Source organism: Paraburkholderia sp. J41 (assembly GCF_905220235.1).
Lineage (GTDB): Bacteria > Pseudomonadota > Gammaproteobacteria > Burkholderiales > Burkholderiaceae > Paraburkholderia.
This window is the reverse complement of record NZ_CAJMZE010000014.1, coordinates 15,217-35,820: the sequence shown is the minus strand read 5'-3', so window position 1 is coordinate 35,820 and position 20,604 is coordinate 15,217. Positions and strand designations below refer to the sequence as shown.

The window sequence follows — 20,604 nt, the reverse complement described above, 5'->3', positions numbered from 1 at the left end:
TTAACCCACAAAGACCGCAACGACAGTGCGGCCTTTCGTCCTTCTATTTCCTTCGATTTACTTACGCCCACTCCGCATGGAAGCTGCCCGGCTTGTCGATGCGCTCGAACGTGTGCGCCCCGAAGAAGTCGCGCTGCGCCTGCACGAGATTGGCCGGCACGCGCTCCGAGCGATAGCCGTCGTAATACGCGATCGCCGAGGAAAACGCCGGCACCGGCACGCCCGCCGCGATCGCCTGGCTCACCACGTCGCGCAACGCCGCCTGATAATTCGCGGCGATGTCACGGAAGTAAGGGTCGAGCAGCAGGTTGTCGAGCTTCGGCTCCTTCGCGTAGGCGTCGGTGATCTTTTGCAGGAAGCGCGCGCGGATGATGCAGCCCGCGCGGAAAATCCTGGCGATCGTGCCGTACTGGAGATCCCACTTGTATTCGTCCGAGGCCGCGTGCAGTTGCGCGAAGCCTTGCGCGTACGAAATCACCTTCGATAAGTAGAGCGCGCGGCGCACCGCTTCGATAAACGCCTTGCGGTCGCCCGAGAACGGCTTCGCCTGCGGACCCGCGAGCACCTTGCTGGCCGCCACGCGCTGCGTCTTGAGCGAGGAAAGCACGCGTGCGAACACGGCTTCGGTGATGAGCGGCAGCGGCGCGCCCAGGTCGAGCGCGTTCTGGCTCGTCCATTTGCCGGTGCCCTTTTGCGCGGCGCGGTCGAGAATCACGTCGACGAGATCCTTGCCAGTTTCCTCGTCCTTCTTGCCGAAAATCTTCGAGGTGATTTCGATCAGGTAGCTGTCCAGCTCGCCCTGATTCCACTCGGTGTACACCTTGCCGAGTTCCTCGTTCGAGAGGCCGAGCACCTGCTTGAGCACCGCGTAGCTTTCGGCGATCAATTGCATGTCGCCGTATTCGATGCCGTTGTGAACCATCTTCACGTAGTGGCCCGCGCCGTCCGGGCCCATGTACGCGACGCACGGCTCGCCGTCCGGCGCCTTCGCGGCGATCTCGGTGAGGATCGGCGCGACCAGATCGTAGGCGTCCTTCTGGCCGCCCGGCATGATGGACGGCCCTTTGAGCGCGCCTTCCTCGCCGCCCGACACGCCCGTGCCGATGAAGTGCAGGCCCGACTTCGCGAGATCCTGATTGCGGCGAATCGTGTCCGTGAAATGCGTGTTGCCGCCGTCGATCAGGATGTCGCCCTTTTCCAGCAGCGGCTTGAGCTGATTGATGGTCGCGTCGGTGCCTTCGCCCGCCTTCACCATCAGCAGAATGCGGCGCGGCTTTTCGAGCGACTCGACGAATTCCTCGAGCGTGTACGACGGCACGAGCTTGCGATCGGGGAACTCGGCGATCAGCTCGTCGGTTTTTTCACGGCTGCGGTTGAACACCGAGACCGCATGGCCGCGGCTTTCGATGTTGAGCGCGAGGTTGCGCCCCATCACGGCCAGCCCCACCACGCCGATTGCCTGTTTGCTCATGTTGTTTCTCCACTTCAATCAATGACGGCGCCGCCGGGGCGCCAACCGTGCAAGCATAAGGGAAACGCCCGCGCGCTGCGCTTTGGCGCGCAGCGTCGCGCGCCCGCGCAAACCGGCACGCGCTTGCGTCAAGCGCTCGCGCGCTTTCGAAACACCAGCATGAAATTGTTCGCCGGCATCGCCACGCGCGACTCGCACGCGAATCCTTGCGCCGCCGCCAACGCCTCGACGGCTTCCATGTCGCGCACGCCCCAGGACGCGTCGCGCGCCCGCAAATCGGCGTCGAATGCCGCGTTGCTCGGCGCGGTGTGCGCGCCGTCGCGCCGGTACGGCCCGTAGAGCACGAGCGCGCCGCCTTGCGCAACGTGCGCGCCCGCGCCTTGCATCAGCGCAACGGCCGCCTCCCACGGCGCGATGTGGATCATGTTGATGCACACCACGGCGTCGAGCGCGCCGACGGGCCAAGGCTGGCTGCGCACGTCGAGCGCGAGCGGCTCGCGCAGGTTGGGCAGCGCGGCGTGCGCGCGCCAGGCGGAGATGGATTCGCGCGCGCGGGCGTCGGCGTCGCTCGGCTGCCAGTCGATGCCGGGCAACGCGGCCGCGAAGTGTACGGCATGCTGGCCGGTGCCGCTCGCGATTTCGAGCACGGTGCCGCTCGCGGGCAAGGCTTCGCGCAACACGTCGAGAATCGGCGCGGCGTTGCGCTCGGCGGCGGGCGCGGTGAGGCGCTGGGCAAGAGGCGAAGTCATGCGTCCTTCAATGTGAATGTCGATGTCGTTTGCAAAGGAGGCTCAGTAGAGCGTGCTTTTGATGCGCTCGGCGAGATCGGCTTCGTAGCGGTCGGCGTCGAAGATTTCGCCGTATTGCTCGGCGTTCACGCGCCGCAGCATCTCGCCCGCGCTCGGCAGCGCCGCGCGTTCGACGTGCCGCGACGCGTCCCAGAGCTTCGAGCGCACGATCGCCTTCGAGCAGTGGAAGTAGACGCTTTCCACGTCGATCACGAGCACCGAGCGCGGCGGCTTGCCGTCGACGGCGAAGCTCGCGAGCAGCGCCGCTTCCGTGCTCACGCGCGCGCGGCCGTTCACGCGCAAGGTCTCGCCCGCGCCCGGCACCATGAACAGCAGGCCGACCTGCGGCGCGACCACCACGTTGCGCAAGCTGTCGACGCGATTGTTGCCGGGCCGGTCGGGCAGCGCGAGCGTGCGTTCGTCGAGAATGCGCACGAAGCCCGGTGCGTCGCCGCGCGGCGAGCAGTCCAGACCGTCCGGGCCGCCCGTCGCCAGCACCACGAACGGCGAGCTTTCGATGAAGCGCCGGTAATCGGCGTTGACATGGTCGATTTCCTTGCGCAGCGAGCGTTCGTTCGGCTCGCCGTAATGCGCTTCGAGTTCGGTCAGCGTGGTCAGCATGGCGTCGGTTCCGGGTTGGGAATGCGATCGAAACGAGGTCGAAAAAAGCCGAATGACGGGAATTCGGCCGGCGGAATCAGGCGCAAAGCCGCGCGTCGAGCGCGTCGAGCACCGTCGCGCACGGCGCTTCGACCTTGAGCGCAAGCAGCGGGTCGGCGCGCGTCTTGCCCATGTTGACGGCGGCCACGGGCTTGCCGCGCTGCTGCGCCCACGCGCAAAAGCGGTAGCCCGAATAGACCATCAGCGACGAGCCCACCACGAGCACGGCGTCGGCTTCGTCGAGCGCGTCCGAGGCCGCCGCGACGCGCGCTTTCGGCACGTTTTCGCCGAAGAACACCACCGAAGGCTTGAGCATGCCGCCGCACGCCGCGCACGCGGGCACGTGGAACGCGTTGGCGCCGTCGAAGTCGAGATGCGCGTCGCCGTCGGCGGCCGGTTCGGCCATGGCGCCCGCGAGCGCCGGATTGCGCGCCACGAGTTCCGGCTGGATCGACTCACGCGAATATTGCGCGCCGCAATCGAGGCAATGCACGTGCGCGATGCTGCCGTGCAGCTCGATCACGTCGCGGCTGCCCGCACGCTGATGCAGGCCGTCCACGTTCTGCGTGACGAGCGTTCGCGCGTAGCCCGCCGCGCCGAGCCGCGCGAGCGCGCGATGCGCGGCGTTGGGCTGCGCAAGTCCGACAGTCGGCCAACCTACCGTGCTGCGCGCCCAATAACGCCGCCGCGACGCTTCCGAGCCGAGAAATTCTTGCAGCGTAATGGGCGGCGAGCGCTTCCAGGCGCCGTTTTCGTCGCGATAGCCGGGAATGCCGGAGTCCGTGCTGATGCCCGCGCCCGTCAGCACGAAAAGACGGGGATGACGCTCGACGAAGGCTTGCAGCGCGTCGATCGTCGTCGCGGCGGCGAGCGGAATGTCGGCAAGACTGGCGGAATGGGGAACGAGAATGGAGTCGGTCATGGCGGCGGAGGGAATGCCTTGGTCGGATTCATGCACATGCGGGCACATGCGGGCGACGCACGCGCCGAAGCGCGCCGTGAAGCGAAGCGCGACGCGAAACCACCCAGATGCGGGCCCGGCGCGCAAAAGCAACCGCTGCGCGGGGCGTTGCCACCGGCTGCGGCACGACAACATCGCGCGGCAACGCGGCCGTAAGCCGAAGCGACGGCACGTTAGGCATTCAGCACGCCAACGCACACGCTCCTACCCGCCGCTCGTCGCCGCGCATGGCGGCAACGCGCCGGCAGTTAGTAGCAAAACCGACGCTACGTCGAAGCCGCGTGTTGCGTCTGCCGTTCGGCCTCGCGCGCTTCCCAAGCGGCGAGCGCGGCGCGATATCGTCCCAATTCCTCTTGATACAGATCGAAAATGCACGGATCGCAGCCGCTGCGGCAACAGTCGTCGTCGCTGGGGCGTTCGGGCGGTTCGGGGCGCGGGTCGTGGGGGGCAAGCGGTGTCGAAGGCATGGGCGCTCGGGCGTCCTGATGAAACAGCAATCAGTATACGGGACGCCGCCAAAGCGCGCCCGGCACGCCAACGCCGCCGAACCGGCCGTTATCCGCGCCCAATGAACGGCATTTTCGTCGCCATGACGGTCATGAACTGCACGTTCGCCGAAAGCGGCAACTGCGCCATGTGCAACAGCGAATCGGCGACGATCTCCACGTCCATCAGCGGCTCGGCGGCAATTTCGCCATTCGCCTGCGGCACGCCGCGCGCCATGCGCTCGGCCATGTCCGTCGCCGCGTTGCCGATGTCGATCTGCCCGCACGCGATGTCATGGCGCCGCCCGTCGAGCGACACCGATTTCGTGAGACCCGTGATCGCGTGCTTGGTGGCCGTGTACGCGATGCTGAACGGCCGCGGCGCGTGCGCGGAAATCGAGCCGTTGTTGACGATGCGCCCGCCGCGCGGCGTCTGCCGCTTCATCAGCGCGAAGGCGGCGCGCGTGCAGAGGAACACGCCGGTGAGATTGGTATCGACGACGGAACGCCAGTCGTCCACCGAAAGCTCGTCGATGTCGACGGCCGGCGCGCCGCGGCCCGCGTTGTTGAACAGCAGATCGAGCCGGCCGTAGCGCGCGCGAACGGTCTCGAACAGCGCTTCCACGGCGGCCGCGTCGGTCACGTCGCACGGCGCGGCGAGCGCCTCTTCGCCGCGCGCCCCGGCTTCGCGCGCGAGCGCTTCGAGCGGCGCCGCGCGGCGCCCGGCGAGCACCACGGCATAGCCGTTCGCCAGCAGCTTGCGCGCGCACGCGAGGCCGATGCCGCTGCCCGCGCCCGTCACGAGCGCTACCTTGCGGGGATTCGTTTCACTCATCGTTGCGTCTTCCTGTGCGGTTGGAGCGGCGCTCAATCGAGCGGCCGGTCGTTGGGATTCGCGAAAAGCGCCTTCATCGACGGCGAAAGCGGGTAGTCGAGGTTCACGCCCGCGGGCGGAATCGGCGATTCGAACCAGCGATGATAAAGCGCGACCGCCTCGCCCGAGCGCTGAAGGTTCGCAATGGTGCGGTCGGCGAGGCGTTTGAACGCCGCGTCGCCGCGCCGGAACATGCAGCCGTAGACTTCGTTGGCGGCGGGCGTGCCGACGATGGCGAACGCGCGCGCGTCGTCCACGGCGCGCGCGCTTTGCGCGACCGGCTGGCCCGGCGCGTCGCCGACCACGTAGCCGGTGGCGAGCGCCGCGTGCAGCAGCGGCTCGTCCATCACGAACGCGGCTGCGCGGCCCGAACGCACGGCCTCGAACGAATCGGCGTGCGATCTGGCGACGATGATGCGCATGTTCATCGCGCGTTCCAGATTCCAGCGCCGCAGCAGCCGTTCGTCCGTCGTGCCCGACGTGGTGACGACGGTGCGGCCCGACAGATCGCCGAAATCCTTCACGGGCGAGCCGCGCTTCACCAGCATGCGCACGCCGAACTCGAAGATGCTGTTGGAAAACGCGACGTCGTTCTCGCGCTCGCGCGTGTGCGTGGCCGTGCTGCATTCGAGGTCGACGGTGCCGTTCTGCACGAGCGTGATGCGGTTCTGCGGCGAAACGCTCAGCTCGCGCACGCGCAGCCCGGGCAGGTTGAGCGTTTCGCGCACGGCATCGACGATCTGTTGCGCGATCTCATACGAATAACCCGTGGCATGCTCGCCGTCCGCGCGATACGAAAACGGCACCGCCGCCTCGCGCACGCCGATGACGATCGTGCCCGTGTCGCGAATCTTGCGCAGCGTGGGGCTGCCGTCCAGCTCGTCGGCATGCACCGCCGGCGTGCATGCGAACGCGAAGGCATACAGCGCCGCCGCCCCGACCGCCCGCACCTGAGTTGCGCAAAACCACGCCCGCCCTGCGATGCCAAACCGCTTCAACCCCGCCTCCATCGAATCGTCTGTTCGTGCGTGATTGTACCGGCGCGCGGCACGGCTTTAGACGCGGAAGTCGGCGGCCATGTCGTCGTCGCCGCGCGCGACGATCTCGCCCTTGCGCGCCGCCTTCACGAACGCGTCGTAATCGCGCTCGACCTGATCGGCGTACGCGAACGCGTAGCTCACGAGCGCTTCGGCGAACTGGTCGCTCCTGCCGATATATGCGCCGATCTCGATGGCCGCCTTGCCCGACTTCGCATGCGCGCGCGCCATCGCCCAGCCGCACAGACGCGCGTATCCCGCCAGCAAGGTGCTGTCGAGCAACTCGAGTTCGACGGAAAGCTTCATGTCGCGCAACTGGCGCACGTAGAAGTGCCGCCCCGAAGGCCCCGTGGTCGCGCCGAGAAAGATGTCGCTCGCGGCCTGCAACAAACGCTGGCCTTGCACGACGCGCGCCCCTTCGTGCTTGCACTTCTGCGATTTGTAGAACTGCGAAATAACCGAGGAACGCGCCTCCTTGACCTGAAGAAACAATGGCTTCTCGTGATGATCGACAAGCAGCATCACGAGGCAGCGCGTGCCCACGCTGCCCACGCCCACGACCTTGAACACGACATCCTGAATCGTGAAGTGATCGAGCAATTCGCGACGGTCCGCCGCGAGTCCCTTGGCGTATTCGGCGTACATCGGTTCGACGAGCGCTTGCCAGTTGCCCAGCGCGAACCAGTCGTCCTCGGGGTCGAACAGCGTGTTCGCGCCGTGCATGTGAAAGAGCGCGGGCGGCGCGTCGCGAACGGTCCAGCGCTCGCCGTCGCGCTGGGCGAGTTTTTCCAGCATGCTTTCGTGCGTGCGGCCCGCGGCCTTGTCCATGCCTCGCCGCAGAAGGCGGCGCCCCTCGGGCGTGAGCGCCGTTTCGATCATGCGGTCGAATGTGATCTTGTCGTACCAGAGATCGAGCGCGCTATATTCGGCGTATTGCCGCGTGCGATCGCGATAGCTCGTGACCGCACGCATCACGAGTTCCTCGGCCACGCCGCGCGAATAACGCATGTGCCGCGCCGCCACCACGAGGCTTGCCACGAGGCGCTTCAAGTCCCATTCCCATGGGCCGGGCGCCACTTCGTCGAAGTCGTTGAGATCGAATACGAGTTGGCGCTCGGGCGTGGCGAACGCGCCGAAATTGAGCAGATGGGCATCGCCGCAAATCGGCATCGCCATGCCCGTGTTGGGCACGCGTGCGAGATCGTGCGCTTGCAGGATCGCGCTGCCGCGAAAGAACGTGAACGGCGAAACGATCATGCGGCCATAACGCAGCGGCACGAGGTTCGGCACGCGGCCCTCGCTGTTCTTGTGCAGCAGTTCCAGCGGGTCGCGCTTGAGGTCGCCGGTTTCCTTGTGGCTCGAACGTTTCGCGCGTTCGCGCGCGGCGCGCCCGGCTGCTTCGCGTTCCGCAATGGTGCTCCCATTCATGACCTTCTCCGCGTGTTGTCGGTTCTCGTCGGGATATCGGCATTCGTCCTGCATGAGCGGGCCGGCGTGCGTGGCTGGCCGCGGTCGGGTTATTTAAGCGTGCGGCCCTGTTTCGCGCAAGCATGCGCATGGGGGGCGTCGCGGCCCGCGCCAGCGCCAGCGCCAGCGCTAGAATGGCATCGCCCTTTGCCCGCCCTCGCGCCATCATGTCCTTCACCGCCTGGCTGTTCTTTCTGCCCGCCTGCTTCGCGCTCAACATGGCGCCGGGGCCGAACAATCTTCTTTCGATCAACGTCGCGGCGCGACACGGATTCTTGCGCGCGTTCGTGGGCGGCATGGGTCGCCTCGTCTCGTTCGCGGCGATGATCGCGCTCGCCGCCACGGGTCTCGCCGTCGTGCTGCGCGCCTCCGAAGCGATCTTCTTCCTGGTCAAGCTCGCGGGCGCGGCTTACCTGGTGTGGCTCGCAATCCAGCTCTGGCGCAGTAACGCGAGTCCCATCGGCGGCACGCTGGACAGCGACGCGTCGCTTGCGCGCATCGCATGGCGCGAGTGCCTGGTGGCAGCGGGCAATCCCAAGGCGATTCTGGTTTTCACCGCGTTTCTGCCGCAATTCGTCGATGTCGCGAAACCCGTCGGCGCGCAGTTCGGCGTGCTCGGCGCGAGCTTTCTCGCGCTCGAATGCGTGGCCATCGCGCTCTATGCGCTGGCGGGCGTCTACCTTGGCCGCTTTCTCACGCGCGCGACCGTGCGCCGCTGGTTCAATCGCACGTGCGGCGCGCTCCTGGGCGCCATCGGCGTGAGCTTTTTGCTCGTTCATCGAGCATAAGCACGGCTCGTCTATCTATAAGCTTCTCTTGATGATTTTCGCGAGAAACTTTAACTGTCGTTAATCGACCGTGCCCCCTATGCTCGAATCATCGTCCACGGTTCGGCGAGCGGGCTGCTTTTCCCCAATGCCCGCGCAAACGCCGCGATGGACACGCGGTTTTCAACGTCATTGGGATATCAACATGAAGATCTGCATCTTTGGAGCGGGCGCGATTGGAGGCATGATGGGCGTGCAGCTCGCACGCGCGGGCGCGGACGTGAGTTTCATCGCGCGCGGCCCGCATCTCGCCGCCATGCGCGAAAACGGCGCTCGTTTGCTGATGGATGGTGAGGAATACGTAGCAAATGTGCGCTGCACTTCCGACCCGCGCGAACTGGGCGTGCAGGACGTGGTCATCATCACGCTCAAGGCGCATTCGGTGGCTTCGGTGATCGACGCGATGCAACCGCTCATCGGCAAGCACACGGCCATCGTCACCGGCACGAACGGCATCCCGTACTGGTACTTCCATCAGCATGGCGGCAAGTTCGCGGGCACGCGGCTCGAAAGCGTGGACCCGGACGGTTCGCAATGGACGCGCCTCACGCCCGAACGCGCGATTGGCTGCGTGCTGTATCCGGCCGCGGAGATCGAGTCGCCGGGCGTGATTCGCCACGTGTACGGCAAGAAGTTTCCGATCGGCGAGCCTTCGGGCGAACGCACGCCGCGCATCGTGCAACTGCACGAAATCATGCAGGCCGCGGGTTTTGACGCACCGATCCGCGACAACATCCGCGACGAAATCTGGCTGAAGCTGTGGGGCAATCTTTGCTTCAATCCGATCAGCGCGCTCACGCACGCGACGCTCGACGTGATTACCTCCGACCCGGCCACGCGCGCTGTCGCGCGCACGATGATGCTGGAAGGCCAGCGCATCGCGGAACGCTTCGGCGTGCATTTTCGCGTGGACGTGGAGCGGCGCATCGACGGCGCGGGCGCCGTTGGCGCGCACAAGACCTCGATGCTGGTCGACCTCGAAAACCGCCGCCCGATGGAAATCGACCCGCTGCTCACCGTCGTGCAGGAAATGGGGTTGCTCATTAACGAACCGACGCCCGCGATCGACACGGTGCTCGCCCTCGTGAAGCAACGCGAACGCATGGCCTTGCAGGCGGCGTGAACGTGGCGGCCGCAAGGCCGCTGTTTTTTTTCGTGAGCCGATAAAAAAACGGATCGCCGATTTAAGCGATCCGTTTTGCTTTCCGACGCAGGCCAATCCATTCCGGCCCGGCACCGGCCGCGTTATTCGACGCGTGCGTGCGAGGTTGCATCCAGAATGCGCGACCGGCCCGAGGCGCCCGACAGCTTCTCGCGAGACGATTCGTTCTCCGAATTATCTGCATGACCGCCATCGCTCACGAACTGCGACCAGGCCGCTTGCGCCGAAGGCCGCAACGAACGATGACGGCGGCGCACGAGCATCGTCGTCACGCTTACCACCGGATGCAGCACGCGCGTCACCAGCGAGCCGCCCGGCGCGGGCCAGTGGCACGCCACGCGCGAGCCTTCGCTGCACACCGGCAGCACGCCGATGCCCATGCCGAGCTGCGCCATGCGCGTCACGCCTTCCACATGTGCGAATTCCTGCAACGGTCGTCCTTCCGGGCGCAAGCCGTCGAGCGCGCGCGTCACGGCGTTGCGGCAACCCGCGTCGCGATTGAGCGTGACGAGCGGCTCGCGCGCGAGATCGTCCCAACGCAGCGCGCCTTGCAGCGCAAGCGGATGATGCGCGGGCAAGAGCGCGCACAGCGGCGTGGCGGAAAGCGGCTGCACGTCGAGGTTGCCGCTCGCGAACGGCACGCTTTCGGCGATCACGCCGAAGTCCGCTTCGCCCTGCTCCACGGCCTGCAACACGGCCGCTTGCGGCAAGTCCTGCAATTGCAGCGTGAGCGAGGGGAACGCGGCGGCGCAGCGCGCGAGCGCGGCGGGCACCCACGTCGACGAAAGCACGGGATTGCTCGCCACGAGCACGACGCCGCTATGGCCTTGATGCGCGTCGCGGCCTTCGCTGAGCGCCATGTCGATCTCGTCGAGCAAGCGCCCGATGCGCCGCTCGAAACCGCTGCCCGCGAGCGTGAGTTCGACCTGCCGCGTGGTGCGGTCGAAGAGTTTCAGTTCGACCGCTTCTTCGAGTTCGCGCACGCAGCGGCTGACCGCCGACTGCGTGAGCCCGAATTCGCGTGCGGCGCGCGTGAAGCTGCGTGCGCGCGCCACCGCGACGAACACCTTGAGTTGCTGAAGCGATACGTTCATCGACATGGCGAACTCGTGCGCCTCACTCGCCGCTCTGGTTGGTCCAGGGATGCAGCCCCGCGCCCGTATTCGCCGCGAGCGTCGCGGAAGGTTCGCTGTTCTGCTGCTGCGCTGCGCTGTTTTGCTCGATGAGACGCTGACGCATCGGGGCGATGATGAACTTGGCGCTCACGCCCGCCGCGATCGTGATGACCGCCGCCGCGATGAACACCGCGCTCCAGCCGCCCGTCGCCGACAGCACGGAGGCCACCGGCACGAGCAACGCCGCCGTGCCCTTCGCCGTGTACAGCGTGCCCGCGTTCGACGCCGCATACTTGCTGCCGAACGTGTCTGCGCAGATCGCCGGGAAGATCGAGAAGATTTCGCCCCAGAACAGGAAGATGAGCGCGGCGAACGTCATGAACGCATAAGGATTCGTGCCGTACTGCATCATGCCGAGCAGCGCGAGCCCTTCACCGACGAAGATGATGAACATCGTATTCTCGCGGCCGATCTTGTCGGAGATGAAGCCGCACAGCGGACGCGTGAAGCCGTTGCAGATGTTGTCGATCGACAGCGTGAGCGTGAGCAGCGGCAGCGTCGCGCCGAACACCGTCATCGGCAGACGCGCGAGACCCCAGTCCTTCGCGATCGGCCCGATTTGCGCGGTCGCCATCAAGCCGCCCGCGGCCACGGCAACGAACGCCACGTAAATCACCCAGAATACGGGCTGCTTCACCATCTGACCCGGTGTGTAGTCGACTCGCGTCACGAGGCGGCGGCCCGCTGCGGCGGCGCGCGGCACCGGCTTCACGAGCAGGAACGCGAGCACCAGGATCGCCACGCCCTGAAGGATGCCGAAGAAGAAGAACGTGTGCTCGTAGCCCGAGCGCGTGATCATGTTGGCGATGGGAATCACCGTGACGGCCGCGCCCGCGCCGAAGCCCGCGGCCGTGAGACCGGCCGCCAGACCGCGGCGATCCGGGAACCACTTGAGCGCGTTGCCCACGCAGGTGCCGTACACGCCGCCCGCGCCGATGCCGGCGATCACCGAGGACACATAGAGCATCGGCAGCGTGGTCGCATACGAATTGAGCACCCACGCGAGACCGGCGCAAACCGCGCCGCCCGCCACGACCGGGCGCGGGCCGAACTTGTCGACGAGCCAGCCTTCGACGGGCACGAGCCAGGTTTCAGTCAGAATGAAAATCGAGAACGCCAGTTGAATCGAAGCCTCGCCCCAGTGATGACGCGCGTTCATCGGGGCCACGAACAGCGTCCACGCGTATTGCAGGTTGGCGACGAGGGCCATGCATAGCATGCCTACCACCAGTTGAAACCAACGGTTCGTCCAGAACGAACCGCCTTCGCTCCTCTGACTGATTGCATTCATATCGCTTGTCTCCGCTATCCATTCACTGCGGCCGGCGTTATTGCCCGCCTGCATAAATTTCGGCTTATGGTTTTAATCGTCCGTTGCTTCAAACCACTTTTTATTCGCTTGGCGATTTGGAAAAATTCCGTGAATTCGAATTGCAATTCGTCAATCCGTATTCACCCGCCGCGACGGCAAATCCCTTAAAAATCGCTTGAAACAAGGGCTGGACTGCGTGTTTGCCCTTATGAAATCTCACTTCCAAAGCGTTAACCCGAAGTCACGATAAAACCCGATGTGGCAACGGGCGGCTTTCAACTCATGCTAGGGTGATTGCTCAATTACTCACAATTAAAGTTTGTTATTATGAGGATTCACGTTCCTTTATGGATCGCTCATGACAATGCGAAACGCCACGCTGCGCCAGCTAAAAGTCTTCGAAACCGTGGCGCGGCACCTCAGTTTTTCGCGCGCGGCCGAGGAACTTCATCTCACGCAGCCCGCCGTCTCCACGCAGGTGCGCCAGCTCGAAGATCACGCGGGCCTGCCGCTTTTCGAGCAACTGGGCAAGAAGATCTATCTCACGCCGGCCGGCACGGAAATGCTGCACTACAGCCGGGCCATCATCCAGCAGTTCCATGAAGTCGACGAGGCCATGGGCCAGCTCAAGGGCGTCTCGGGCGGCAAGCTCAACGTGGCCGTGATCAGCGCGGGCGACTACTTCTTTCCGCGCCTGCTTGCCGAATTCACGCGCCGCTACAAGGGCGTCGAACTCAATCTCTCCGTTCACAACCGCGAGCAACTGCTCCACCAGCTCGCCACCAACCAGACCGATCTCGCGGTGATGGTGCGCCCGCCGCACGCCACCGACGCCATTAACGAGCCCTTCGCGCCGCACCCTTACGTGATCGTGGCCGCGCCGACGCACCCGCTCGCGCACAAGCGCGGCATCAAGCTCAGCACGCTCGCGAACGAAGCGTTCATCGTGCGCGAGCGCGGCTCGGACACGTGGAATTCGATGGAAGAAGGCTTCGCGGGCAAGATCACGAACCTCAAGATCGCGATGGAGATCCAGAGCACGGAAACCATCAAGCAGGCCGTGATTGCGGGCATGGGCATCGCGTTTCTCTCAGCGCATACGATCAGCCTCGAATTGCAGGTCGGGCATCTCACCGTGCTCGACGTGGAGGGCTTTCCCGTCATGCTCAACTGGTACGTCGTGCATCGCAAGAACAAGCGCCTGCCGCCCGTGGCGCTCGCATTCAAGCGCTTTCTCATGGAAGAAGGCGCGCCGCTCATCGAACACATCACGCGCGTCTCCGAATCGAGTTTGCATAAGTAACATCTGATGGATGCATCCGCATTCATTACGGATGCCTAATCATTTGTGCCGAATGCGTGCAAACGCCCGTCAATGCGGCCCTTGACGTTGCCGCAAGGCCCCGCGGCGGCTATGCCGCCGCCTGGGCAAATTCCGCAAGGCATGCTGATGCGACCGCGTTTCGGCGCCATGCAGATCGCCGGCGGAGTCGATCCAGGCAGGCTCGAACGTTCCGCCAACGCAGGCCGCAACGAGCCTTTCGTCCGACACGCCCGCAAAACTCGCCTGGAATGCCGAGCGGAACAACTCGCGAAAAGGTCGAGGCGTGCTGCGTGATCGAGCGCCCGGCGACTTGTACGCGCCGCTCATCAATCGCGCCCCGAGCGCCGCGCACAGCAAAGCCGCCGCGATTAGCCCCGAAACGCCGAATTCCGGCGCTGCACGCAGCACGACGAATCCGAAGCCGAGCACCGCAACGAGCGCCAGCGCCACGGCATGCACGAGGCGATCGAAGCCGCCGAAGGGAACGCGCGTCGCGCGAAGCATGCGGGCGCGATGCGCGAACGCGCCAAGCGCGCCGCCCATCGACATCGCGCCGGTCGCCACCGCAACGAAGCACGCAAGACGCGCGGGCGCCGCAAGCTCCGTTCGCCAGAGAAACGCGAAGAATGCGCCGCCCGCCAGCACGGCGCCCAATGCGCAGCCGCACAGCGCCACAGCCCGCGCGCGCGCCGTGAAGTCGCGGCCGCTCGCGCAGACGAGCCCCGTCATCACGCCGATTTCCACGGCAATCGTCGCGCTTACCGCATGCGCGCTGCCCGCCGCGATCAAGCCAGCGGGCACCGTAAGGAACAACGCGAACGACAGCGTCAAGGCAACGCGCGACTTGTGCGTCGCGTCATGCGAACCACAAGAAGGCCTACGCTCGCGCCGGCGTTTGCCCGGCACGAGCGCCGACACCTGTGCAATTGCACAGATTAGCCATGCGAACGTTGCGCCGCCGCCCAGCCACGCCAGGTCGACAGCCAGTTGCTCCGGCATCTCTCCTCCTCGCGCGCGCGACGTTCCATGCGACGTCGGTCGCGCGCGGTTCCTGTTTGCGTCGGGATCAACGCATGCGACGACTAGCCATGCGCACTTTCCGCAGCTTCGGGCGCATGGGTTTCGTGCGCCGCCGCCAGCGTGTTGACGAGGGTGCCGATGCCTTCGATCGTCACGTCGACGGTTGCGCCATCGCCAATGGAGCCCACGCCCAACGACGTGCCGCAAGCAATCACGTCGCCGGGTTCGAGCGTCAAGTCCTGCGAAATGAGGCTGACTTGCTGCGCGGGCGTGAACACCATGTCGTCGAGCGGATAATTCTGTCGCTCCACGCCGTCGAGCCGCGTCACGACGCGCGCGCTTCGCCAGTCGAAGCCCGAAACGATGGCCGGGCCGATACATCCGAACGTATCGAATCCCTTCGCGCGGCACCATTGCGGGAAGTGCGGATTTTCGGTGATGAGCCCGGCCGCCGTGACATCGTTCACGACCGTATAGCCGAAGATCGCGTCCTCGGCTTCCTGCTCGCTCACGTCGCGGCAACGCTTGCCGATCACAATGCCAAGCTCGCCTTCGAACACGATCTTTCCCGCATAGTGAGCAGGGCGCCGGATCGGCTCCGACGACCCGATCACCGAAGCCGCCGGCTTGATGAGAAATAGCGGATGCGAAGGCACCGGCTTTTCGAGCTTCGCGGCCAGCGCGTGAAAGTTGTTCCAGAGCGCGACGATCTTGCCCGGCGCGCACGGCGCAAGCGGCGTGAGCGCACGCAGCGAAAGCACCGCGCCCGTCGGCACCGGTTGATCGAGCCCTTCGTATTCGTGCAGATATCCGTTCTCGACGCGACCGAACACAATGCTGCCGTCGCTCGCCATCAAACGCATCCACGTCTCCATGTTTCGCTCCTTCGTAGCCGCGCGCCGAACGCATTCGCGACGCGGCGTCGTGATTCGTTATCGGTTCGAATGCGCGCTCAGATCGCGCCGGTCGAGCGCAGCGCTTCGATCTCGTCGTGCGTGTAGCCGAATTCGGCGAGCACTTCGTCGGTATGTTCGCCGAGCAGCGGCGAGCGCGTGACGTCGGTCGGGCTGTCCGAAAGCTTGATCGGATTGCCGACCGTGAGGTACTTGCCGCGCACCGGATGATCGACTTCGACAATCGTGCCGCTCGCGCGCAGCGATTCGTCGCCGGCAATTTCCTTCATCGAGAGAATCGGGCCGCACGGAATGTCGTGGCGATTGAGCAGCGCCATCGCCTCGAACTTCGTGCGATGCATGGTCCAGCGCTCGATTTCGGCGAAGATGTCTTTCAGGCGCGGCAGCCGCGCATTGGGCGTGGCGTAATCGGCGTGATCGATCCACTCCTCGCGGCCGATCAGCTTGCAGATGCGATCCCACACCGGCGCCTGCGCAATGAAATAGATGTACGCGTTCGGGTCCGTCTCCCAACCCTTGCACTTGAGAATCCAGCCCGGCTGACCGCCGCCCGAAGCATTGCCCGCGCGCGGCACGGCGTCACCGAAACCGTCGTTCGGAAACTGCGGATATTCCTTCATGACGCCCGTGCGATCGAGCCGCTGCTGATCGCGCAGCTTCACGCGGCACAGGTTGAGCACGCCGTCCTGCATCGCCGCGAGCACTTTCTGGCCGCGCCCCGTATGCGTGCGCTGATAAAGCGCGGTGACGATGCCGAGCGCGAGATGCAGCCCCGTGCCGCTGTCGCCGATCTGCGCGCCGGACACGACGGGCGGGCCGTCGTCGAAACCCGTCGTGGAGGCCGCGCCGCCCACGCATTGCGCGACGTTCTCGTAGACCTTGCAGTCCTCGTACGGACCGGGACCGAAGCCCTTCACCGAAGCCACGATCATGCGCGGATTCAACTCTTGTATATGCTCCCAGCTAAAGCCCATGCGTTCGAGCGCGCCGGGCGCGAAGTTTTCGACGAGCACGTCGCAGTCGCGAATGAGCCGTTCGAGCACGCGTTTGCCTTGCGGATTTTTCGTGTCGAGCGTGAGCGAACGCTTGTTGCCGTTGAGCATCGTGAAGTAAAGGCTGTCCGCCTCGGGCAGATCGCGCAGTTGTTCCCGCGTGATGTCGCCGCCGCCGACGCGCTCTACCTTGATGACGTCCGCGCCAAACCAGGCGAGCAACTGCGTACAGGTGGGTCCCGACTGCACGTGCGTGAAGTCCAGGATGCGCACGCCATTCAATGCCTTGCCCATGTCATATCTCCTTATCTAATCGTGGCCGGGCGAGTTTTCAAAAAATCGGTGGGGTTGCGTGGGCAGTGGCTGTCTCGCGCTATGGCGCGGAATCTGCGTCCTTCAGCAATACGGTATGTGATATATCAGAGTGAGGCAAGAGGGGATTTGCCCATCAATTGAGGCGTCGAAATCGTCTACGAGGCTTATGGCGTAACGCTTTGCGGAGATTTAGAAATTTTTGACGCGCTGCACACAAGGGAAAACACCGACCGGTTTGCGGCGCTGATATGCGGGATGTGATGTGTTGGATTGATGGCGACAGCATGCGCACTTACGGCAGCGGACTAATCTGACAGAAGTTGATGCGCATAAAGTTCGTGGCGCCGGGCGGGACGATGCGTGCATGGTCACGCGATGAGTGCGGTCGCCGGGCGACTCCGATTTGCAGCGCCATACCGCAACCGCCCGGCTTTCTTCCATTAGCGGCATCCAACGCCCTTACGCCGTAAACGCAAAACGGGAGGCTTTCGCCTCCCGTTCATCGGACATCGGCCGCTGCTCCAGATAAAAAAGCGCGCCGGCGCAACCACTCGCGGCTAATCGAGAAAATCGCAGTTCTTCTCCACGAACACCGCGAGATCGAGCGAATGCTGACGCACGAGCCTCTCCGCGAGTTCGGTATCGCGCTGCTCGAGCGCTTCGATAATGCGCAAATGGTCGACGATGGATCGCGAGGCGCGGTCGCTTTGCGAGATCGTCATGCGCCGGATGGCGCGCACGTGTACGAAAATATTCTTGATGGTGTCGAGAATGAGCTGCGACTTCGACAGTTCCACAATCGCCTGGTGGAACGCGATGTTGGCGTCCGAATATTCGGCGATGTGCTCCGCCGGGGTGCTGTCGCGAAAATCGTCGAACATGTGGCGCAGGCGCGCGATTTCCGCGTCCGTCGCGTTGAGCGTGGCGAGCCGTGCGGCCATGCTCTCCAGCGCGGCCCACATCTGGATCATCTCCACGATCTCGCGCTTGCTCTTGCGCACGATATAGATGCCGCGGCGCGGCACCATGCGCAGGAAGCCTTCCTGTTCGAGCAGTGTCATGGCTTCGCGCACCGGCGTGCGGCTCACGCCCAGCGATTCGCTGAGCACGCGCTCGTCGAGCCGGATTTCCTCGCGCGACTGATAGATATCGGCGTCGGCGATGGCCTGACGCAACATCGCGTAAGCCTGATCGCGCAGGCTCAGCGTGGCGTTGATGGGTTGCAACGCCAGCTTGAGCGGCGCTGCGTCCCGCGTGGCTACAGCTTCAGTGTGTTCTGACGACATTCATTGCCTCTTTTCCGACTCGCGGACCGAATTGCGTGCGATACGCCAGCTTCACGCGCGGCGCCTCGCCCAACCCGACAAACCGGCCATGCTGTGCCGCCTCGATAGCGGACGAAGGCAGCCACTTCGCAATGATGGCAGTAGCGGCGGCGCCGAGACCCACAACAGCCGCCCCGAAGAGTGCAAGAGAAACGATATCCATTTGAAGCTCCGCATGATTAAGTCATCGAATGACTCAATCATATGCTGCATTGCCACAAAAATCAATATTTTGTATGTGATATATCAAAAGCAGTCGTTTCGCCGCAACACTTCTAGCTCGCTTTCACAGTGGCGAGTGACTTCCCACATTGTGAAAATATCGCCGGTTTGTCGGAAACAATCAATGCTAGATAGAAACCGGTGTCGCCGGCAAGCATTCAGACGTCCAGGCGCGCGGTTTGGTCACGCCGCGAGCATGTTCGGACCGGTTCGCGCCACGGAAGCCGCAAGCAGCGGCGCATTCATTGCGCCGTTTTTGTTGACAGCGCCCACGCACCGCCCGCACACTCGACTCATGCACACCGCCTCCACCCTCCCCGCATTCGTCCATTCGACGAAAACCACATGGCATAACCGTACGGGTTATCCATGGGGATGGTGTGCGTACTAGCAGTTCGAGTTGGTCGTCACGCAAATCAAAGCCCCGCCGGCATCGACGGGGCTTTTTGTTTGTTGGGTGGCAGCGCTCCGTTCGTCGGCTCCAACCTTGGAGAAAACGATGGATGACGCCTCACAATCTTCCCCGCCGCCCGCGTCGAGTTGCGCGAGCGCGGCGCGTCATGATCTCGCCGGCGCGTACGCGCCGCTAGCGAGCGCGGCCAACGAAGCCGACCGCTTCGATCATCCGCTGCCCGCGCAGTCGGTTCATTTCGCGGTGCCGCCGCTGCGCACGCTCACTTGGCGCGTCAATGCGCCCGCCGCCGTGCGCGTGCATGGCGGCGTCGTCTGGATCACGCGCGCGCGTTCGCCTTACGACCATTGGCTGAATCCCGGCGACACGCTGCGACTCGAGCGCAACGAACGCATCTGGCTGAGCACCGAAGCCGCCACGCCCGCGCGCGTGACCATCACGACAGCGTGGCGTCCGCCGTTCGCGGCCGTGAGGCGTTTTGGCGAGCGCCTGGGCTTGTGCGTCGCGCGGCTTTCGCTGCGGCGTTCGCGCGAGGCCTGAAAGGCCGGGCTTCGGGCTTCGGGCTTCGGGCTTCGGGCATCAGCGTAATGTCGGCGTCGCTGAGCGCGGAAACATAAGAACAAAACGCCGGATGCGCCGCTCCCCAGGCGCAACCGGCGTTTTTGTCCGCGAAACCGCTCAGAATTTGTGCCGCAAACCGAGGTTCACCATCGTCTGGTTCGAGGTGCCCGAATAGCCGTACGAGCCAATCGACGCTTCGGCAGGCATGGCGCCGCCCGCGCCGTCGCCGGTCTCGCCGCTCGCGTGTTGCCAGCCGGCCGTCATATAGAGATCGGTGCGCTTCGAAAGGTTGTAGTCCGCGCCGATCGACACCTGATGGTAGTTCGCGGAGGTATCGCCGTTCGCGTGCGTGTAGCTGTAGCCAAGGCCGAGCAGCAGCGCCGTGCTCAATTGGTAATTCATGAACCCTTGGCCGGTGTTGTACTTCTGCGTGTCGCGGAACACCGAACTCGCGTCGGGCGCGTACTGCGCGTTGCTGTAGCCGAGCCCGAACGTGAACTGGCCAAGCTGATACTGCGCCGCCGCGCGCGCGATCGACAGCGAATGCGCGGAAGCGTAGCCGCTGTTCACCGGTCCGTCGAACGTGCCGTCCGAGGTGCTCGACCAGCCGTCGGTGCGCAGCACGCCCAGCGCCTGGCTGTTCGCCGCGTAGAAGTAGCCGCCCGCCAGCGCGAACGGTCCGTTGTTGTACGCCACCGCCGCCGAATACGACTGCTCAGCGCCGGTCGTGCCCGCAATGCCGCCGAACGAGTACATCGCCGAAGCCTGCAAGCCGTTCCAGTTGGGCGTGGTGTATTTGACGGCGTTGTTCACGCGGAAGCTGTTGTCGTAGTTGTCGACGTCGCCTGCCGTCGCGAACACGGAGCCGAAGTAATTGTCGGCCGTGATGCCCTGCACGAGATCAATGAGCGGATCGTACTGGCGGCCGAGCGTGAGCGAGCCGAACTGCTCCGCCGTCAAGCCCACATACGCCTGGCGTCCGAACAGCCTGCCGCCTTGGCCGAGCGAGCCCGTCGACGGATTGAAGCCGTTTTCCAACTGGAAGATCGCCTTGAGGCCGCCGCCCAGATCCTCGGCGCCTTTCACGCCCCATCGCGAGCCGGAGAGATTGCCGAAGCTCGAATTGCCGAGCGACCAGAGACTGCTGCCGCCCGACGCGTGGTTCACATACGTGATGGACGTGTCGATGGTGCCGTAGAGCGTCACGCTGGTCTGGGCCTGAGCCGCGCCGGCCGCACCGAGGGTGGCGAGGGCAGCGAGCGAGAAGGAAGTCAAGGCGAGTCTTTTCACGTCGTTCTCC

General features: G+C 64.7%; 20 protein-coding genes. 4 read left to right on the top strand and 16 right to left on the bottom strand.

Annotated features, from left to right (window positions below):
• Positions 1-61: 61 nt before the first annotated feature.
• From gndA to U5805_RS16375, 8 genes are all read right to left on the bottom strand, one after another.
• Positions 62-1,471, bottom strand: coding sequence for an NADP-dependent phosphogluconate dehydrogenase (gene gndA, locus U5805_RS16410; protein WP_322104542.1), 1,410 nt, complete (start codon positions 1,469-1,471; stop codon positions 62-64).
• A 128-nt stretch (positions 1,472-1,599) separates the two neighbouring features.
• Positions 1,600-2,220, bottom strand: a complete 621-nt coding sequence (locus U5805_RS16405) for a DUF938 domain-containing protein (protein ID WP_322104541.1) — start codon at positions 2,218-2,220, stop codon at positions 1,600-1,602.
• Between the two features lie 42 nt (positions 2,221-2,262).
• The gene (locus U5805_RS16400; RefSeq protein WP_322104540.1) at positions 2,263-2,880 is read right to left on the bottom strand and encodes a pyridoxamine 5'-phosphate oxidase family protein; all 618 of its coding nucleotides are present in this window, start codon (positions 2,878-2,880) and stop codon (positions 2,263-2,265) included.
• A gap of 76 nt (positions 2,881-2,956) precedes the next feature.
• Positions 2,957-3,841, bottom strand: a complete 885-nt coding sequence (locus U5805_RS16395; RefSeq protein WP_322104539.1) for an NAD-dependent protein deacetylase — start codon at positions 3,839-3,841, stop codon at positions 2,957-2,959.
• Positions 3,842-4,146: 305 nt separating this feature from the next.
• Positions 4,147-4,347: an oxidoreductase-like domain-containing protein gene (locus U5805_RS16390; protein ID WP_322104538.1), complete on the bottom strand. Its 201-nt coding sequence runs from the start codon at positions 4,345-4,347 to the stop codon at positions 4,147-4,149.
• A gap of 88 nt (positions 4,348-4,435) precedes the next feature.
• Positions 4,436-5,200, bottom strand: coding sequence for an SDR family oxidoreductase (locus U5805_RS16385; RefSeq protein ID WP_322104537.1), 765 nt, complete (start codon positions 5,198-5,200; stop codon positions 4,436-4,438).
• 32 nt (positions 5,201-5,232) lie between these two features.
• Positions 5,233-6,165: a transporter substrate-binding domain-containing protein gene (locus U5805_RS16380; RefSeq protein WP_322104651.1), complete on the bottom strand. Its 933-nt coding sequence runs from the start codon at positions 6,163-6,165 to the stop codon at positions 5,233-5,235.
• 129 nt (positions 6,166-6,294) lie between these two features.
• The gene (locus U5805_RS16375) at positions 6,295-7,704 is read right to left on the bottom strand and encodes a DUF2252 domain-containing protein (protein WP_322104536.1); all 1,410 of its coding nucleotides are present in this window, start codon (positions 7,702-7,704) and stop codon (positions 6,295-6,297) included.
• Positions 7,705-7,910: 206 nt separating this feature from the next.
• On the opposite strand from U5805_RS16375, the gene U5805_RS16370 reads away from it, so the two are divergent.
• Positions 7,911-8,531, top strand: a complete 621-nt coding sequence (locus tag U5805_RS16370; protein ID WP_322104535.1) for a LysE family translocator — start codon at positions 7,911-7,913, stop codon at positions 8,529-8,531.
• Positions 8,532-8,715: 184 nt separating this feature from the next.
• Entirely contained in the window at positions 8,716-9,693 is a 978-nt protein-coding gene (locus tag U5805_RS16365; protein WP_322104534.1) for a 2-dehydropantoate 2-reductase, read from the top strand.
• Between the two features lie 122 nt (positions 9,694-9,815).
• Here the strand turns inward: U5805_RS16365 and U5805_RS16360 are convergent, their stop codons facing one another.
• Complete coding sequence (locus U5805_RS16360) at positions 9,816-10,826, bottom strand: LysR family transcriptional regulator (protein ID WP_322104650.1); 1,011 nt, start codon at positions 10,824-10,826, stop codon at positions 9,816-9,818.
• Between the two features lie 22 nt (positions 10,827-10,848).
• The gene (gene oxlT, locus U5805_RS16355) at positions 10,849-12,198 is read right to left on the bottom strand and encodes an oxalate/formate MFS antiporter (protein WP_322104533.1); all 1,350 of its coding nucleotides are present in this window, start codon (positions 12,196-12,198) and stop codon (positions 10,849-10,851) included.
• Between the two features lie 379 nt (positions 12,199-12,577).
• On the opposite strand from oxlT, the gene U5805_RS16350 reads away from it, so the two are divergent.
• On the top strand, positions 12,578-13,522 hold the full coding sequence (locus U5805_RS16350; RefSeq protein ID WP_322104532.1) for a LysR family transcriptional regulator: 945 nt from the start codon (positions 12,578-12,580) through the stop codon (positions 13,520-13,522).
• A 69-nt stretch (positions 13,523-13,591) separates the two neighbouring features.
• Here U5805_RS16350 and U5805_RS16345 read toward each other — a convergent pair whose 3' ends face one another.
• The 5 genes from U5805_RS16345 to U5805_RS16325 form a co-directional block, all read right to left on the bottom strand.
• Positions 13,592-14,542 (bottom strand): hypothetical protein, encoded by a 951-nt coding sequence (locus tag U5805_RS16345; protein WP_322104531.1) that lies wholly within the window; start codon positions 14,540-14,542, stop codon positions 13,592-13,594.
• Between the two features lie 83 nt (positions 14,543-14,625).
• Entirely contained in the window at positions 14,626-15,438 is an 813-nt protein-coding gene (locus U5805_RS16340; protein ID WP_322104530.1) for a fumarylacetoacetate hydrolase family protein, read from the bottom strand.
• Positions 15,439-15,515: 77 nt separating this feature from the next.
• Positions 15,516-16,763 carry a formyl-CoA transferase gene (gene frc, locus U5805_RS16335; RefSeq protein ID WP_322104529.1) on the bottom strand — a complete coding sequence of 416 codons (1,248 nt, stop codon included), beginning with the start codon at positions 16,761-16,763 and terminating at the stop codon, positions 15,516-15,518.
• 578 nt (positions 16,764-17,341) lie between these two features.
• A complete protein-coding gene (locus tag U5805_RS16330) occupies positions 17,342-18,070 on the bottom strand; it encodes a GntR family transcriptional regulator (protein WP_322104528.1) in 729 nt (242 codons plus the stop codon).
• Entirely contained in the window at positions 18,051-18,272 is a 222-nt protein-coding gene (locus U5805_RS16325; RefSeq protein ID WP_322104527.1) for a hypothetical protein, read from the bottom strand. Before U5805_RS16325 ends, U5805_RS16330 begins: the two co-directional genes overlap by 20 nt.
• 558 nt (positions 18,273-18,830) lie before the next feature.
• On the opposite strand from U5805_RS16325, the gene U5805_RS16320 reads away from it, so the two are divergent.
• Positions 18,831-19,283, top strand: a complete 453-nt coding sequence (locus U5805_RS16320) for a DUF2917 domain-containing protein (protein WP_322104526.1) — start codon at positions 18,831-18,833, stop codon at positions 19,281-19,283.
• A gap of 138 nt (positions 19,284-19,421) precedes the next feature.
• On the opposite strand, the gene U5805_RS16315 is transcribed toward U5805_RS16320, so the two are convergent.
• Positions 19,422-20,594: a porin gene (locus U5805_RS16315; protein ID WP_322104525.1), complete on the bottom strand. Its 1,173-nt coding sequence runs from the start codon at positions 20,592-20,594 to the stop codon at positions 19,422-19,424.
• Positions 20,595-20,604 lie beyond the last annotated feature (10 nt).